Consider the following 14,917-nt stretch of genomic DNA (forward strand, 5'->3'; position numbering starts at 1 on the left):
TCATGGGTGCTGAGTGGTAGACAAAAGCTGGGGCGGCCCGCCCCTCTCCAACGTGCGGGTTCGCACCAACGACAGCCTGGAAGAACGCGCCGCCCGCCGCGCCCGGGAGCGCGAGAATCGGGCGCAATCACGCGACACCGGCATGGCGGAACGACTCGAGGCACGCGCCAAGGCCCGCGAGGCGGGGGCGGCAGAACGCGAGCGAATCCGCCAGGAACGCCGCGAGGCCGAAGCGAAGCTCGCGCAAAGCGATCCCCACACCGCCGCCGCCCAGCGCCGCCGCGGCTCGGGCCGCAAGGACATCGTCCGCGAAGAGCGCGACACCACCGGCTACGCCATGGTCGTCGACCCCGCCCGCATCCGCACGCTCGCCGACCGCGGCGCCTCCGTCGACAGCCTGGCGGCGGTGCTCGGCCTCAGCGTGCAGGAGATCAAGGACGCGCTCGCCAGCGGGAGCGCAGAAAAGCTGCGCTAATCCTTACGAAACGCAGGGCTGCCTTGACAAAACGGCCGCAGCCGCTGATCAACTAAGTCAAGTCGATTAGAGCCTGCGCCAAGCAGGTCGTAACAAGATCGGGGCGTCGCGGGGGCGCCTTGGGAGAGGATGCCGCTACGCTCGCGCTAACGGGCCGATGCCCGGGCCACGCCGTCGCGCGTCCACGGATTTGACGCGTGAGAGGTTGATCATGGCTCGTTTGAAATTCGGCGCGTTCCTGGCGCCGCACCACCCGATCGGCGAGCATCCGATGCTCCAGTTCCGCAGCGACATCGCGCTCGCCAAGCATATGGACGAGCTGGGTTTCGACGAATTCTGGGTGGGCGAGCACCACTCGACCGGCTGGGAGACGATCGCCTCGCCCGAGCTGTTCCTGGCGGCGGTTGGCGAGCAGACGCAGCGCATCCGGCTCGGCACGGGCGTCGTCTCCCTGCCCTATCACCACCCCTTCAACGTCGCGCAGCGCATCGTTCAGCTCGACCACATGACGCGCGGTCGGGTGATCTTCGGCACCGGCCCCGGCGCCTTGCCGTCAGACGCCTACATGCTGGGCATCGACCCAATGACCCAGCGCGACCGGCAGGACGAGGCGATCGGCGTGATTCGCCGGCTGTTCGCCGGTGAGCGCGTCACCCACGAAAGCGAGTGGTTCACACTGCGCGACGCGCGGCTGCAGCTCTTCCCGTTGCAGGAGGACATGCCGTTCGTCGTTGCCTCGTCGATCAGTCCCTCGGGCATGACGCTGGCGGGCAAATACGGCATCGGTGCCTTGTCGATCGGCTCCAATTCGGACGCAGGGCTCGCCGCGCTGCCAACGCAATGGGGCTTTGCCGAGCAGGCGGCGGCGAAGTCTGGCAAGACGGTGAGCCGCAATAATTGGCGCGTGCTGATGAGCTGGCACATCGCCGAAACGCGCGAGCAGGCGCGTGCCGAGGCCGGCGCCGGGCTGATGAAATGGCACAACGAATATACCGTCGGCACGCTGATGCGGCCCGGCGCGAAGGAATTCACCTCGCCCGATCATGCCGTCGACGAGACGGCCTTCGCCGATGGTGCCGCAGCGGTAATCGGCACCCCCGACGATCTGGTCGCCGCGATCCGCAAGCTCTCCGAATCGGCGGGCGGCTTCGGCACGGTGCTGGGCTTCGCACATGACTGGGCCAACCGCGCCAACACGCTGAAAAGCTGGGACCTCGTCGCGCGCTACGTCATCCCCGAGATCCACGGGCTACTCGAGGGGTATCGCACCTCTCGCCAGTATGTGGTGGATCATCGCGAATCGTTCGAGCGCGCCGGCCAGGCGGTCTTGTCCAAGATCATGTCGCACGAGGGCGCGGCGGCGGCGCTCAAGGCGGGGCAGGAAGGTGGCGTCGCAATGCGATCGCCCAATGCGCCCGATCTCAACAAGGCCGCGGAAGCGATGAAGAACTGATCGTCAATCCGGCGACCACCACCACCTCCCGACAAAGGATGCCGCATGTCGATCGATTTCGAAATTCCCGCAGAAGCAAAGGCGATACGCGCCAAGGTGCGCCAGTGGGTGCAGGACGAATGCAAGCCAGCCGAAAAGCGGCTGACCGATGGCGAGGATTACAAGACCGTCCTCAATGAACTGCGCGGCAAGGCGCGTGCGCAGGGGCTGTGGTGCCCGTTCATCCCCAAGGAATATGGCGGCATGGGCCTCGGCCCGCTCGCCAACGCCCTCGTTCAGATGGAACTTGGCGAGAGCCACCTCGGCGCGCTGTCGATGAACACGCAAGGGCCCGATGATGCGACGATGATGACGCTGCTGGCGCACGGCACCGATCATCAGAAGGAGAAGTATCTGAAGCCGCTGCTCAACGGCGAGAAGCGCATCTGCTATTCGATGACGGAGAAGGCGGCGGGTGCCGACGCGACCGGCATGCAGACCCGCGCGGTGAAGGACGGCAACGAGAATTACGTGCTGAACGGCGAGAAATGGTTCTCGTCCGCCGCCAGCGTCGCCGACATCGCGCTCGTCATGGCGATGACCGATCCCGACGCGCCGCGCCACCAGCGCTATTCGACCTTTATCGTCGAACTGCCCAATCCGGGCTACAGGATCGTCCGCGACATCGAGACGATGGCGGTGCACGGCCCGCTGACCGAGATACTGGGCGGCGGCCATTCGGAGGTCGAGATCAAGGACCTCGTCGTGCCGGCGGAGGACCTGCTCGGCGGCGAGGGAAATGGCTTCAACATGGGCCAGCATCGCCTCGCCTACGGCCGCCTACGCCACGGCATGCACAATGTTTCGATGGCGCAGCGCGCGCTCGATCTCGCCACTGCCCACGTCGTTCAGCGGGAGACGTTCGGCAAGAAACTGTCCGAGCGCCAAGGTGTTCAGTGGATGCTCGCCGATTGCGCGGCGGAGATCTACAAGGCGCGGCTGATGCTGCTCCACATCGCCTACAAGGCGGAGCGCGGCGACGACATCCGGCAGGAAAATTCGATCGCCAAGATCTTCCTGGCCAACATGGTGCATCAGGTGGTCGATACCGCCATCCAGCTGCACGGCGCGTTGGGCTTCAGCCTCGATACCCCGCTCGCCGCCTGGTACACCCACATCCGCTCGCAGCGGCTGGTCGACGGCCCGGACGAGGTGCACCGCTGGACGGTCGGCCGCAACGTCATCAAGGCGTTCGAGCGCGAAGGCACGACGGCGTCGGCCTGCGGCGGCGACCTGCTTTGAGCGAGGGGAAGGGTCGCACAAGCGGCCCTTCCTGCGCCGTGTCTTTCAGTAAGTTGGTTGACGCATTCAGGGGCGGCGGGCGAACCAGATGACGTGGGTCGCGCCCTTGCCGTTATCGCGGGCGCGCACCCGCTCCTCCTCCACCGCAAAGCCGGCCTTTACCAGACGTTTGGCAAAGACGGGATCGGGCGCGGCGGACCAGATCGCCAGCGTGCCGCCGGGCTTCAGCGCGCGATAGGCGGCGGCCAAGCCGCGCGCCGCATAGATGCCGTCATTCGCGGGGCGCGTCAGTCCGTCGGGGCCGTTGTCCACGTCGAGCATGATCGCGTCATAGCTTGAGTCGGCGCGGCGAATGGTGTCGGCGACATCGCCCATGTCGAGCGTGACGCGCGGATCGTCGAGACAGCCCGCAGTCATCTCAGCCATCGGGCCGCGCGCCCATTCGATGATGCCGGGCACCAGCTCGGCCACTACCACCTGCGCGTCCGCCGTGAGCCGTTCCAGCACGGCGCGCAGCGTGAAGCCCATGCCGTAGCCGCCGATCAGCAGACGCGACGCGGGTCGGCCGGCGAGTCGCGCACAGGTCATCGTGCCGAGCGCCACCTCCGAGCCGCTCATCCGCGTGCTCATCAGCTCGTTGCGGTCGAGCACGATCATGAAGTCAGCGCCGCGGCGGAACAGCCGCAGCGGCGGCCCGCCCGGCACCTCCGCGGTGCCGATCAGCTCACGCGGGGTCACCCGCGCTGGCGGGCCTTGCGTGCGGCGTAGCGCGCGTCGCGTGCGGCCTTCAGCTCTGCGGGGGTCGGCACCTTGATCGGGGCGGCGCGGCGCGATGCGGCGATCCGTTCCGCCTCGACAGCAGCCTCTTCCTCGGCCTTTGCCCGGGCTTCGGCGCGGGCGGCCTTCTCGCTCTCGATCGCGGCACGGTGGGTGGCGCGGCGCTCGGCGGCGGCGGCCTCCTTGGCCTCCAGCGCGGCGGTGCGCGCGGCTGCCGCCTCGGGATCGACCGCGGGTTTCTCGCGCAGCTTGTCCAGCGCGCGCTGCTTTGCTTCTCGAGACGCGGAGGCGCGCTCGCCGAAATCGGGTATTTTAGCTCCTGCCATGCCGGCGCTCGTTAGCAGAAAATAGCGGCGGCGGAAGGATTATTACCAAGAGTGCCTTGTTGGACCGGCGTGAAGCCGGCCGCTTTCCGGCTCGCTGCGGCGCTTTTCGGCTGGAAAGCGGCGACAAACGGCCTCAAGCGGGAACGCGTCGGCCGCAGCCAGGACCATTGATGCACGGAACAGTGAAAAAAGCGAAAGCCAAACGAAACTGGGTGGCTGCCGCCATGGTCGCGCTGCTTGTCGCCGTTGGCGTAGCGCTGGGTATCACCTGGTCGCAGCCCAAGGACACCGCCGATCAGATCGGCGCCAAGCTGCGCTTGCCGGTCGAGATCACCGCCGATCCCGCGCGGGTCGACTATGCGCGGCTGGACCAGCGGATCGGGCTGGTGATGCAGGAGGCCAATTCGGTGGGTCTCGCCGTGGCGGCGATCGAGCGTGGACGGCTGCGCTTCATCCGCGGCTATGGCGAGACGCTGGCGGGATCGGGCCAGCGGGTGACGCCGGACACGGTGTTCCGCTGGGCCTCGCTGTCAAAGGCGGTTGCCGCCGCGCTCGTCACCCGGCTCGCCGATCAGGGCCGGCTGTCGCTCGACGCCCCGTTGTCGAGCATGAACACCACGCTGACGCTGCCGGGCGGCACCGACAAGGCGACCGTCGCCGATCTGCTGTCGCACCGGCTGGGGCTGGTGCGCAATGCGTGGGACGACCAGCTGGAGGCCGGCGCGGACCCCAGGGCGATCCGTGGCAGGCTGGGCACGCTGCCGCCGTTCTGCCCGCCGGGCACCTGCTATGCCTATCAGAACGTCGCCTATGACGCCGCGTCGGAGATCGTCGAGCGGGCGACGGGCGAGGATTATGCCACCGCCGCACGCACGCGCCTGTTCGAGCCACTGGGCATGAAGAACGCCAGCGTCGGGCGCGCCGGGCTGGAGAATGCCGGGCGCTGGGCCCGGCCGCACCGGCTGGGGCGGCACGCGGTGAGCGTGAACGATGATTATTACAAGATTCCCGCAGCCGGCGGCGTGAACTCGTCGGTGCGCGATCTGGCGCGATGGATGCTGGCGCAAATGGGTGCGGCGCCCAGCGTGCTGCCGGCGGCAACGCTCGCCACGATGCACGAACCACGCGTCGCGACCCCGCCGCATGGGCGGCGCGGCGCGATGGACCGCGCGCTCACCGATGCATCCTATGGCCTCGGCTGGCGCACCTATCGTTATGGCGGGCACGATCTGGTCGGGCATCGCGGCTCGGTCGATGGCTATGGCTCGCTGATCCTGTTCGATCCCGCCGATCGCAGCGGAATCGCGATGCTGTGGAACAGCAACCGGGCCGTGCCCGCGCGGTTGCAGCTCGAATTCTTCGACATGCTTTATGGCCTGCCGCCGACCGATTGGCTGGAACTGCCCGCCACGCCGCCGGCGGGGCGGATCGAAGCCGCACGCTGACCATTGGTGCCGCATGACCAACGAGGCGAGCGGCACCGGCGACATGGAGATCGAACTCAAGCTGGTGATCGATCCGGCGGACGGCGCGGCGCTCGCCCGGTCGCCCGTGCTGGCCGGCATCACCCCCGACGATGGCGCGCAGAGCACCACCTATTTCGACACGCCCGATGGCGCGCTGCGCGACAAGGGCCTGTCGCTGCGCGTGCGGCGAATCGGCGAGCGGTACATCCAAACGATCAAGGCGGCGGGCACCAGCGGCGCGGGCATCTTCGCGCGTGACGAATGGGAGCATGACGTGGCCGGGCCGGCGCCGGATCTCGGCGGATCGTCCCCGCTCGGCGCGATGGTGGACGAGGCGGTGCTTGCCCGGATCGCGCCGGTTTTCTCGGTAACGGTGCGCCGCCGCGCCTGGCAGGTCGTCACCGACGATGCCGAGATCGAACTGGTGCTGGACGAAGGGACCGTCACCGCCGCCGGTCGGCAAGCCCCCGTCGCCGAAATCGAGGCGGAGCTGAAAGGTGGCGCGCCGGCCGCGCTGTTCGCGCTGGCCCGCCGACTCGGGACCGAGGTGCCGCTGCGGCTCGGCGTGCTGACCAAGGCCGAACGCGGCTATCGGCTGTCCGATGGCAAGCTGGGCGCGCCGGTGAAAGCGGCGCCGCTGTCGATCGACCCGGCAGCCGACGTGGCAGCGGCCGTCGCCGCGATCGTCGGCGGCTGCCTGCGACAGTTCCGCCTGAACGAGGACGTGCTGCGCACCCGCGACGATTTGACGGCGCTGCATCAGACGCGCGTGGCGCTGCGGCGGCTGCGTGCCGCGCTGTCGCTGTTCAAGCAGGTGCTGAACGACGATTGCTTCGCCACCTTCACCGCCGGCCTGCGCGAGCTGGCGCGGGCGCTGGGCGAGGCGCGCGATCTCGACGTGGTGATCGACGGTCTGGGTACGCAGGCGCCCGACAGCCTCACCGCCGCCCGCGACCGCGCCTATGCCGCCGCGCGCGCTGCGCTGGACGACCAGAACACCCGCGACCTGATGATCGCACTGGTGGAATGGGTAACGCTTGGCGACTGGCGGCTACGGCCGGCTCATGACGAAGCGGTCAGCCAGCCTGCCGCCGAATTTGCCGCCGCGACGATGACGACGCTGCGGCGGCGGCTGAAGAAGCGGGGCAAGCACCTCGCCGCGCTGGACGACGAGGCGCGGCACGAAGTGCGTAAGCTGGCGAAGAAGGCGCGCTATGCGACCGAATTCTTCGCGCCGCTGGTCACGGGCAAGAAGGCGGTTCGCCGGCACAAGAAGTTTCGCAAGAAGCTGGCGGCGCTGCAGGCGCATCTGGGTGCACTGAACGACCTCGCGGTCGCGCCGGGGCTGTTGGAACGCTTCGGCCTTGCCGATCATCCGGTCGATGCCGAAGCGCGCGAGCGGCTGCTGCGCAAGGCGGCCAAGGCGCACAAGGCGCTGATGAAGACAAAGCGCTTCTGGTCGGCCGGCGCGTGATTGGCCCGGTCTGATCCGCCGATCGGGCGGCAGCGGCGTGGATCACTCGTAGCGCAAGGGCGGCACCCGCATATCAACGGTCCCGTTTGGCGCCCTTCGGCCGTGAGACACTGGCGGAACTCACCGGCGTCATGCCGGGCTGGTCCCGGCATCCACCGCGCCGCAGACTCTGAGGCGTAGGGTTTGTGGAACAGTGGATCCCGGCACGAGGCCGGGATGACGCAGTGATTGGGACGACGGGAGAGTTTGCGCAGAACCCTGCGCCGCTCCCGGCGATTTGCTGCGAGAAGCTCAGGTCACTTTTGCGCCGCTGTCGGGAGCGGACACCTGCGCACGCGTTCAGCCAGCATGCGCGCTTGGCATGGACGGAGTTACCGCGCGCTATCGCTCACCCGCCGGCGTCGAAACGCCCGACGGGGTCGCGGGAAGCGATCAGCGGCCGGTCTGCTTCTGCGCCGCCGGGTCGACCGACGGAGCGCCGCTGGCGGGCGTGGCGGTGTTGGCGATGTCGCCGGTTTCGCCGCGCACGTCTTCCTTCACGGCATCGACCGCGCTGGTCGCGTTGGGCGCGGCGCCGGCGCCCTCCACCGCGTTGCCGCCCTCGGCCGGGTTAGCAGCGTCGGCTGCCGGTGCGGCGGGAAGCGGCAGGTTGGAGCCCTGCTGGTTCAGATACAGGATGATGTTGGCGCGATCCTGCGGGTTGGACAGGCCGGCAAAGGTCATCTTGGTGCCGGGCGCAAACTTGCGCGGGCTGGTGAGCCACGCGTTCATCTTGTCGAAATCCCAGGTGCCGCCGACCTTTTTCAGCGCATCGGTAAAGGCATAGCCGCCCTTGCCCTGCGCCACGCCCTCACCCATCGTCGCATACAGGTTCGGCCCGATGCCGTTCGCCCCGCCCTGGTTGATGGTGTGGCAGGCCGCGCACTTCTTGAACACGTCGGCGCCCTTGGCCGCATCCGCGCTGGCCAGCAGCGTCGCGATCGGCACCTCGGCCGCGGCACCGCCGCCAGCCTCTTCGGCCGCCTCGATCGGATAGCCCGGCTTCTCTACCTCGCCCGAATGGAAGACCATGCCGCCGACGATCGACAGCCCCAGCGCGGCGCCGCAGGCAGCAAGAACCCAGCCTGCAATCGTGTTGGTCCGATCATCCATGTCGTGCGGTTACCCCTCGAAAGTCTGGCGTCCATAGAAAAGCCGTGATCGGACGGCAAGCGCTTGAGACGAAGATGATCAATGCTTAGCGGGCAGATCAATGGAAAATTTCGCCGCGCCCGCCCGTCCGATCGTCGCCAGCATGGTTGCCGCCGCCGCCGCCGCCCCCGATCGCGCGGTCGCGTTTCAGGGCGCGCCGGGGGCAAACAGCCATGTCGCGGTGAGCGAAGCCTTTCCCGACGCGCTGCCGCTGCCGTGCTTTTCGTTCGACGATGCGATCGAGGCGGTGAAGACCGGCGCGGCGGATCGGGCGATGATCCCGATCGAAAATTCGCTGCACGGGCGCGTCGCCGACATCCATTTCCTGCTGCCCGAATCGGGGCTGGTGATCACCGGCGAGCATTTTCTGCCGATCCGCCATGCGCTGATGGGCACGGGCACGCGCGACGACGTGCGCGAGGCGATGAGCCACCCGCAGGCGCTGGGGCAATGCCGCCACTGGCTGAAGGCGCACGATATTCGGCCGGTGTCCTACCCCGATACCGCCGGCGCCGCCGCGATGGTGGCAGAGCAGGGCGCGCCGGGCGTGGCCGCGCTCGCCCCGCCCGCGGCGGCGCAGATCTACGGGCTGAACCTGCTCGCCACCGACATCGCCGATGCCGATCACAACATGACGCGCTTCGTGGTGCTGGCGCGCGGCGGCAAGCCGGCGGTGGGCGACGGGCCGTGGATGACGACCTTCATCTTCGAGGTGAAGAACGTGCCGGCCGCGCTCTACAAGGCGCTGGGCGGCTTTGCGACCAATGGCGTCAACATGACCAAGCTGGAAAGCTATCAGCGCGGCGGCACGTTTGCGGCGACCGATTTCTATTGCGACATCGAGGGCAAGCCCGGCGACGAGAATGTCGATCGCGCGCTGGAGGAGCTTGGTTTCCAGACCAAATGGGTGCGCGTGCTGGGCACCTATCGCCAGGCGCGTAAGCGCGGATGACGGCACCGCGCAAGCGGGGCTGACGCCCCCTTGCGCCCGCCCGCGCCTGTCGTATCACACGCCCCAAGATCAATCGGGCGAGCGGGGAGAACAAGGATGCGCAGGACTTTGCTGGCGGGCGTGGCGCTTGCCGTGGCGACGGGTGCGGGCGCGCAGGAGGCGCCGGTCGCCGCCAAGAAGCCGTTTGCGGTGAAGGCGCCGGCCGGCGTGCGCAACGACGAATATTACTGGCTGCGCGACGACACCCGCAAGAACCCGGAAATGCTCGCCTATCTTCAGGCCGAGAACGCTTATGCCGATGCGAAGCTCGCGTCGCTCAAGCCGCTGGAGGAAACGCTCTTCAAGGAGACGGTGAGCCACATCAAGCAGGACGACAGCTCGGTTCCGTATCTGAAGAACGGCTATTGGTATCAGACCCGGTTCGACACGGGTGCGAACTATCCGATTGTCGAGCGGCGCAAGGGTGATCGCGATGCCCCGGCGCACGTGATGTTCGACCAGCCCGAGATGGCGAAGGGGCACAGCTTCTTCGCGCTGTCCGACTGGGCGGTCAGCCCCGACAATCGCATGGTCGCCTATGCCGAGGACGTGGTTGGGCGGCGGCAATATACGGTGAAGGTTAAGGACCTTTCGACCGGCAAGCTGCTGGCCGACACGATCACCAATGCCGAGCCCAACGTCGTCTGGGCGAACGACAACCGCACGATCCTGTATGTCGCCAAGGATCCGACCACGCTGCGCGGGTACAAGGTGATGGCGCATACGCTGGGCACGCCGGTGGCGCAGGACCGGATGCTGTACGAGGAAAAGGACGATACCTTTCAGATGGGGATCGGGCGGACGAGCGACGATCGCTTCGTCTGCGTGGTCGTCCAGTCGACGGTGAGCGACGAGCAGCGCTGCGCCCCCGCCGCCACGCCCGCTGCGCTGCAGACGCTGGCGCCGCGCAAGCGCGACCTGCGCTACCAGGCCGATCACATGGACGGCCGCTGGATCATGCGCACCAACCTGCGCGCCAAGAACTATACGCTGATGACCGTCGCGGACGGTGCCGCCAAGCAGGGCACGGCGGCGTGGCAGGACCTGACGCCGGCGAGCGACGCGGTGTTCATCGAGGGGTTCAAGCCGTTCAAGGGCTATGTCGCGATCGACCAGCGCGAAGGCGGGAACCGGATGATCCGGCTGCTCGACGCGGCGGGCAAGTCGCTGCCGGTGAAGGCCGACGAGCCGGCCTATCGCATGGCGCTGGACGTCAACGAGGAGCCGGCGAGCGATTGGGTGCGCTACACCTATGGCTCGCTGGTGACGCCCACCACCACCTATGAGGTGAACGCCAGGACGGGCGAGCGGCGCGTGCTGAAGGTAGCGCCGGTGCCCGGCTACGATCCCGCCAATTACGTCACCGAACGCGTCTGGGCGAGCGCGCGCGACGGCACCAAGGTGCCGGTCAGCGTGGTGTATCGCAAGGACGTGAAGCGCGATGGCACCGCCCCGCTGTTCCAATATGCCTATGGCAGCTACGGCAATTCGATGGACCCGGCGGTCGATCCCGGCCGGATCGGGCTGCTCGACCGCGGGGTCGTCTATGCGCTGGCGCACATCCGCGGCGGGCAGGAGATGGGGCGGCAATGGTATGATGACGGCCACCTGCTGAACAAGAAGAACAGCTTCACCGACTTCATCGACGTCACCCGCTATCTGGTGGCGCAGAAATATGCCGCCAAGGATCGCGTCGCAGCGATGGGCGGCTCGGCCGGTGGCCTGCTGATGGGCGCGGTCGCGAACATGGCGCCCGAGGATTACAAGGTCATCGTGGCGCAGGTGCCGTTCGTCGACGTGGTGACGACGATGCTCGACGCATCGATCCCGCTCACCACGTTCGAATATGACGAATGGGGCAATCCGGCGCAGAAGCAATATTACGACTATATGCTGAGCTATTCGCCCTACGATCAGGTCGCGGCGAAGAATTATCCGGCGATGTATGTCGGCACCGGGCTGTGGGACAGCCAGGTGCAATATTACGAGCCCGCCAAATGGGTCGCCAAGCTGCGCGACAAGAAGACGGACAGCAACCCGCTGCTGTTCCGCGTGAACATGGAGGCCGGGCACGGCGGCAAGTCCGGCCGGTTCGAGCGCTACCGCCAGAATGCCGAATGGGGTGCGTTCGTGCTGCAGCAGTTAGGCGTGGTGGAATAAGGCGCCGCCCCTCTTCCCGGCACTGGCCGGGAAGAGGGGGCTCCCACTCAGCCCTCGTCGGCCCAGAGCGTCAGCAGCGTGTGGGCGATGGCATAGCTGGGCGGGGCGACGAACGGGCCGTCGCCGGCAAGCGCGGCGCGCACTTCGTCGCGAGTGAACCAGCCGGCCTTTTCCAGCTCGTTCTCGTCCAGCGTGATCGCATCGTCGGCGGCGATGCCGACGCAGGCGATCATCAGCTGCGACGGGAAGGGCCACGGCTGGCTGGCGACATAGCGCACGCCGGAGACGGCAACGCCCGCCTCCTCCTGGATCTCGCGCGCGACCGCTTCCTCGATCGACTCGCCCGGCTCCAGAAAGCCGGCGAGCGCCGAATAGCGGCCCGCGGGCCAGCTCGGCTGGCGGCCGAGCAGCGCGCGGCCGTCGTGCTCGGCGATCATGATGACGACGGGGTCGACGCGGGGGAAATGCTCGGTGCCGCAATTGTTGCACTTGCGGCCCCAGCCGGCGCGAAAGCTGTCGGTCATCGTGCCGCAATTTGCGCAGAAACGGTGGCGCGCGTTCCAATCGAGCACCGAGCGCGCCATGGCATAGGTCGCAGCCTCACCCGGCGCGAGTTGATCAAGCGCGCGGAACAATGCTGGCGAGCGCAGCGGCGGCGCGGGTACGCCCTCCGGCGCGGCGGCGAAGCGCGGGCGCCCCTCGTCGAAACCGAGCAGCACGATATGCGCGTCGTCGGGCGCCTCGGTCACCATCGTCCAGCCGAGCCGGCCATCCTCGGTGATCTCGGGATCGAAGCCGTCGAGTTTCAGCAGCCGGGCGCGCCAGTCGCCCAGCGCGGCGGCGAATGCCTCCGCATCGTTGCGGTGATCGGCGATGCGGCTCAGCGTGCCGCCGGTGAAACCCGGCACGCTCATCGGCCGGTCAGCCGCTGCATGTCGCGCGCCAGCGCGGGCGGGATGCTTTGCCGGAGGCCCCATTGCTCCGCAGGCATGAATTGCACCATCACCGTTCCTCGCCGTTTGTTGATCGGATCGACCCAGGCGATCGTGCCGGCGGCCCCGCCCCAGCCATAGGTCCCCTTGGTCGGCATGCCGCCCGGCGCATCCTCGAGATACACCGATCCACCCGCGCCAAAGCCCATGCGCGCCGACATGGTGCCGCCGGTGCCGCCGCCGATCCCTTCGAATAGGACGCCGGGCGGCAGCAGGTTCGACATGCCGAGCGCGGCGGTTTGCGCCTTCATCACGCGCTTGCCGTCGAGAATGCCGCCGTTCGACAGCATGTGGAGAAAGCGATCGTAGTCGCGCGCGGAGGAGACGAGGCCGGCGCCCCCATAGGGAAAGCTGGGCGGCGTCAGATAGACCGATCGCGCGCCCGGATCGATCACCGTACGCTTGTCGCCGACGAAGATGTAGTTGGTGGCCAGCCGGCTCGCCTCGCTGGCGGGCACGCTCCAGTAGGTCGAGCGCATGTTCAGCGGATCGAGCAGCCGCGTCTGCACGAAGCGGTCGAACGGCATGCCGCTCACCTTCTCGATCACCGCGCCCATCACGTCGAGGCCGATCGAATAATGCCATTTGGTGCCCGGCTGCGCGATCAGCGGCACGGTGGCGACGCGGCCGGCGAATTCGGCGAGGTTGGTCGGGCGGGTCTGGCGCGCCTTTGCCTCGACCTGGGTGTTCAATTGCGCCGGGACGATGCCGAGCCGCTCATATTCCTTCAGCAGCGGCCCCTTGGCGCTGATGCTGTAGCCCAGCCCCGCCGAATGGGTCAGCAGGTTGCGGATCAGGATCGGGTTCTTGGCCGGCACGCTGTCGAGCGAGGTGTCCGGGCTGGTCAGGACGCGCATGGTGGCGAAGCCGGGGAAATATTTGCTCACCGGATCGTCGAGGCTGATCTTGCCATCCTCGACCAGCAGCATGGCGGCCATGCCGGTGATCGGCTTGGTCATCGAATAGATGCGCCACAGGCTGTCCGGCCCGGCGGGCGCCGCGCCCGGATCGTCGGCGATCCGCCCGGCGCTGACGAATTGGGTCGGCATGTCGCCAACGCCGAAGGCGGCGACGATGCCGGGCATCTTGCCGCTGGAGACGAGGCTGTCGAACAGCGCCTGCGTGTCGCGCAGCAGCGGGTTCTTTGCCGGTGCGGCGCTGGCGGTGGGCGCCGCCTTTGGCGCGGGCGCGGGCTGGGCCGATCGCTGCGCCTGCCGTGCATCACCCGCCGTCGTCGCAAACGCCAGCACCGCCAGCGTGCCGCCCAGCCAATGCGTTCTCATCGCACCCTCCCTATCGCCTTTGCGGCCTTGGCAAACACGGTCGGCAATCCTGCCGCTGCAAGATCGTCCACCCGCCACCATTCGGCCGCGATGGGCGCTGAATGCGCGTCCCAGCGCGCCACGGCAAGCGCGAGTTCGAGCGTAAAGTGCGTAAAGCCGTGGCTGACCTGTTGGTTCAGCATCGTCCAATCGGCGGCGGCGGGCGCCTCCGCGAGGCCGGGCTGCGTCTCCGTCCACGGCCCGGTCGGCAGCGCGCGCATGCCGCCGAGCAGCCCCTTGGCCGGCCGGCGGACGAGCAGCACCTCAAGGCCGCCGCCTGCCGCCGCGCGCTCCAGCCAGAAGATCGTGCCGTGCCGCGTCGGCCGCGGCTTCTTGGCGGGCTTGACCGGAAACGCTTCCTCCTCGCCCGCGCGATGCGCGGCGCAGGCGTCGGCGAGCGGGCAGAGGAGGCATTTGGGCCGTTTCGGTGAGCAGATCGCGGAGCCCAGGTCCATCATCGCCTGCGCGAAGTCACCGGCGCGCTGATCGGGCGTCAGTGCCTCGGCCGCACGGCGCACCGCGGGCTTGCCGGCCGCGCGGCACAGCCGCGACACGACCCGCTCGACATTGGCGTCGATTACCACCGCGCGCCGGCCGAAAGCGATCGCCGCGACCGCCGCCGCGGTATAGTCGCCAAGCCCCGGCAATGCGCGCAGCGCGTCTTCGGTGTCCGGCAGTTTCCCGCCGTGATCGGCGGCGATCGCCTTGGCCGCGCGCACCAGATTGCGCGCCCGGGCGTAATAGCCCAGCCCCGCCCAGGCGGCCATCACGTCCGCCTCGTCCGCCGCCGCCAGGCTCGCCACATCGGGCCAGCGCGCCACCCATGCCTCGAAGCGCGGGCGCACGGTGGCCACCGTCGTCTGCTGCAGCATTACCTCCGACAGCCAGACGCGATACGGGTCCGGCCGCACGCCGGGCGGCGCCCGCCACGGCAGGGTTCTGGCGTGCCGATCGTACCAATCGAGCAGCGTTTCGGCGATCGAGCGCTTGGCGTCCACACCCCGGCTAT

13 protein-coding genes are annotated in these 14,917 nt (G+C 68.2%); 7 read left to right on the plus strand and 6 right to left on the minus strand.

The window, feature by feature from the left end; all coding sequences use genetic code 11:
* The first annotated feature begins 13 nt into the window (after positions 1–13).
* The 3 genes from SPDO_RS08485 to SPDO_RS08495 all read left to right on the plus strand — a co-directional run bounded on the left by SPDO_RS08485 (position 14) and on the right by SPDO_RS08495 (position 3,209).
* Positions 14–475 carry a hypothetical protein gene (locus SPDO_RS08485; protein WP_088367073.1) on the plus strand — a complete coding sequence of 154 codons (462 nt, stop codon included), beginning with the start codon at positions 14–16 and terminating at the stop codon, positions 473–475.
* 211 nt (positions 476–686) lie between these two features.
* Positions 687–1,928, plus strand: a complete 1,242-nt coding sequence (locus SPDO_RS08490) for an LLM class flavin-dependent oxidoreductase (RefSeq protein ID WP_088367074.1) — start codon at positions 687–689, stop codon at positions 1,926–1,928.
* 45 nt (positions 1,929–1,973) lie between these two features.
* Positions 1,974–3,209 carry an acyl-CoA dehydrogenase family protein gene (locus SPDO_RS08495; RefSeq protein WP_088367075.1) on the plus strand — a complete coding sequence of 412 codons (1,236 nt, stop codon included), beginning with the start codon at positions 1,974–1,976 and terminating at the stop codon, positions 3,207–3,209.
* Positions 3,210–3,275: 66 nt separating this feature from the next.
* Here SPDO_RS08495 and SPDO_RS08500 read toward each other — a convergent pair whose 3' ends face one another.
* Both SPDO_RS08500 and SPDO_RS08505 read right to left on the minus strand, forming a co-directional pair.
* Positions 3,276–3,947 carry a spermidine synthase gene (locus SPDO_RS08500; RefSeq protein ID WP_088367076.1) on the minus strand — a complete coding sequence of 224 codons (672 nt, stop codon included), beginning with the start codon at positions 3,945–3,947 and terminating at the stop codon, positions 3,276–3,278.
* Positions 3,944–4,312 carry a DUF6481 family protein gene (locus tag SPDO_RS08505; protein ID WP_088367077.1) on the minus strand — a complete coding sequence of 123 codons (369 nt, stop codon included), beginning with the start codon at positions 4,310–4,312 and terminating at the stop codon, positions 3,944–3,946. Before SPDO_RS08505 ends, SPDO_RS08500 begins: the two co-directional genes overlap by 4 nt.
* 212 nt (positions 4,313–4,524) lie before the next feature.
* Here SPDO_RS08505 and SPDO_RS08510 point away from each other — a divergent pair, with 212 nt between their 5' ends.
* On the plus strand, positions 4,525–5,757 hold the full coding sequence (locus SPDO_RS08510) for a serine hydrolase domain-containing protein (protein WP_211280034.1): 1,233 nt from the start codon (positions 4,525–4,527) through the stop codon (positions 5,755–5,757).
* 13 nt (positions 5,758–5,770) lie between these two features.
* A complete protein-coding gene (locus tag SPDO_RS08515) occupies positions 5,771–7,252 on the plus strand; it encodes a CYTH and CHAD domain-containing protein (protein WP_158212167.1) in 1,482 nt (493 codons plus the stop codon).
* 432 nt (positions 7,253–7,684) lie between these two features.
* Here the strand turns inward: SPDO_RS08515 and SPDO_RS08520 are convergent, their stop codons facing one another.
* A complete protein-coding gene (locus tag SPDO_RS08520; protein WP_088367080.1) occupies positions 7,685–8,404 on the minus strand; it encodes a c-type cytochrome in 720 nt (239 codons plus the stop codon).
* A 100-nt stretch (positions 8,405–8,504) separates the two neighbouring features.
* On the opposite strand from SPDO_RS08520, the gene SPDO_RS08525 reads away from it, so the two are divergent.
* Together SPDO_RS08525 and SPDO_RS08530 are read left to right on the plus strand one after the other, a co-directional pair.
* Complete coding sequence (locus SPDO_RS08525; RefSeq protein WP_088367081.1) at positions 8,505–9,395, plus strand: prephenate dehydratase; 891 nt, start codon at positions 8,505–8,507, stop codon at positions 9,393–9,395.
* Positions 9,396–9,491: 96 nt separating this feature from the next.
* Positions 9,492–11,594, plus strand: a complete 2,103-nt coding sequence (locus SPDO_RS08530) for a S9 family peptidase (RefSeq protein ID WP_088367082.1) — start codon at positions 9,492–9,494, stop codon at positions 11,592–11,594.
* A 47-nt stretch (positions 11,595–11,641) separates the two neighbouring features.
* On the opposite strand, the gene nudC is transcribed toward SPDO_RS08530, so the two are convergent.
* From nudC to SPDO_RS08545, 3 genes are read right to left on the minus strand one after another with little or no spacing between them, the layout of a single operon-like run.
* Complete coding sequence (nudC, locus tag SPDO_RS08535) at positions 11,642–12,508, minus strand: NAD(+) diphosphatase (RefSeq protein WP_088367083.1); 867 nt, start codon at positions 12,506–12,508, stop codon at positions 11,642–11,644.
* Positions 12,505–13,869 (minus strand): serine hydrolase domain-containing protein, encoded by a 1,365-nt coding sequence (locus tag SPDO_RS08540; RefSeq protein ID WP_088367084.1) that lies wholly within the window; start codon positions 13,867–13,869, stop codon positions 12,505–12,507. Before SPDO_RS08540 ends, nudC begins: the two co-directional genes overlap by 4 nt.
* Positions 13,866–14,906, minus strand: coding sequence for an A/G-specific adenine glycosylase (locus SPDO_RS08545; protein ID WP_425441938.1), 1,041 nt, complete (start codon positions 14,904–14,906; stop codon positions 13,866–13,868). The genes SPDO_RS08540 and SPDO_RS08545 overlap by 4 nt, the downstream gene beginning before the upstream one ends.
* Between the last annotated feature and the right edge of the window lie 11 nt (positions 14,907–14,917).

The organism is Sphingomonas dokdonensis, from assembly GCF_002197685.1.
GTDB classification, from domain to species: Bacteria; Pseudomonadota; Alphaproteobacteria; order Sphingomonadales; family Sphingomonadaceae; genus Sphingomonas; species Sphingomonas dokdonensis.

What these genes read in the sequence shown, in the direction of transcription:
- SPDO_RS08490 (WP_088367074.1), top strand. Translation starts at nt 687, where the DNA reads ATGGCTCGTTTGAAATTCGGCGCGTTCCTGGCGCCGCACCACCCGATC.
- SPDO_RS08495 (WP_088367075.1), top strand. Translation starts at nt 1,974, where the DNA reads ATGTCGATCGATTTCGAAATTCCCGCAGAAGCAAAGGCGATACGCGCC.
- SPDO_RS08505 (WP_088367077.1), bottom strand. Translation starts at nt 4,312, where the DNA reads ATGGCAGGAGCTAAAATACCCGATTTCGGCGAGCGCGCCTCCGCGTCT.
- SPDO_RS08515 (WP_158212167.1), top strand. Translation starts at nt 5,771, where the DNA reads ATGACCAACGAGGCGAGCGGCACCGGCGACATGGAGATCGAACTCAAG.
- SPDO_RS08520 (WP_088367080.1), bottom strand. Translation starts at nt 8,404, where the DNA reads ATGGATGATCGGACCAACACGATTGCAGGCTGGGTTCTTGCTGCCTGC.
- SPDO_RS08525 (WP_088367081.1), top strand. Translation starts at nt 8,505, where the DNA reads ATGGAAAATTTCGCCGCGCCCGCCCGTCCGATCGTCGCCAGCATGGTT.
- SPDO_RS08530 (WP_088367082.1), top strand. Translation starts at nt 9,492, where the DNA reads ATGCGCAGGACTTTGCTGGCGGGCGTGGCGCTTGCCGTGGCGACGGGT.
- nudC (WP_088367083.1), bottom strand. Translation starts at nt 12,508, where the DNA reads ATGAGCGTGCCGGGTTTCACCGGCGGCACGCTGAGCCGCATCGCCGAT.
- SPDO_RS08540 (WP_088367084.1), bottom strand. Translation starts at nt 13,869, where the DNA reads ATGAGAACGCATTGGCTGGGCGGCACGCTGGCGGTGCTGGCGTTTGCG.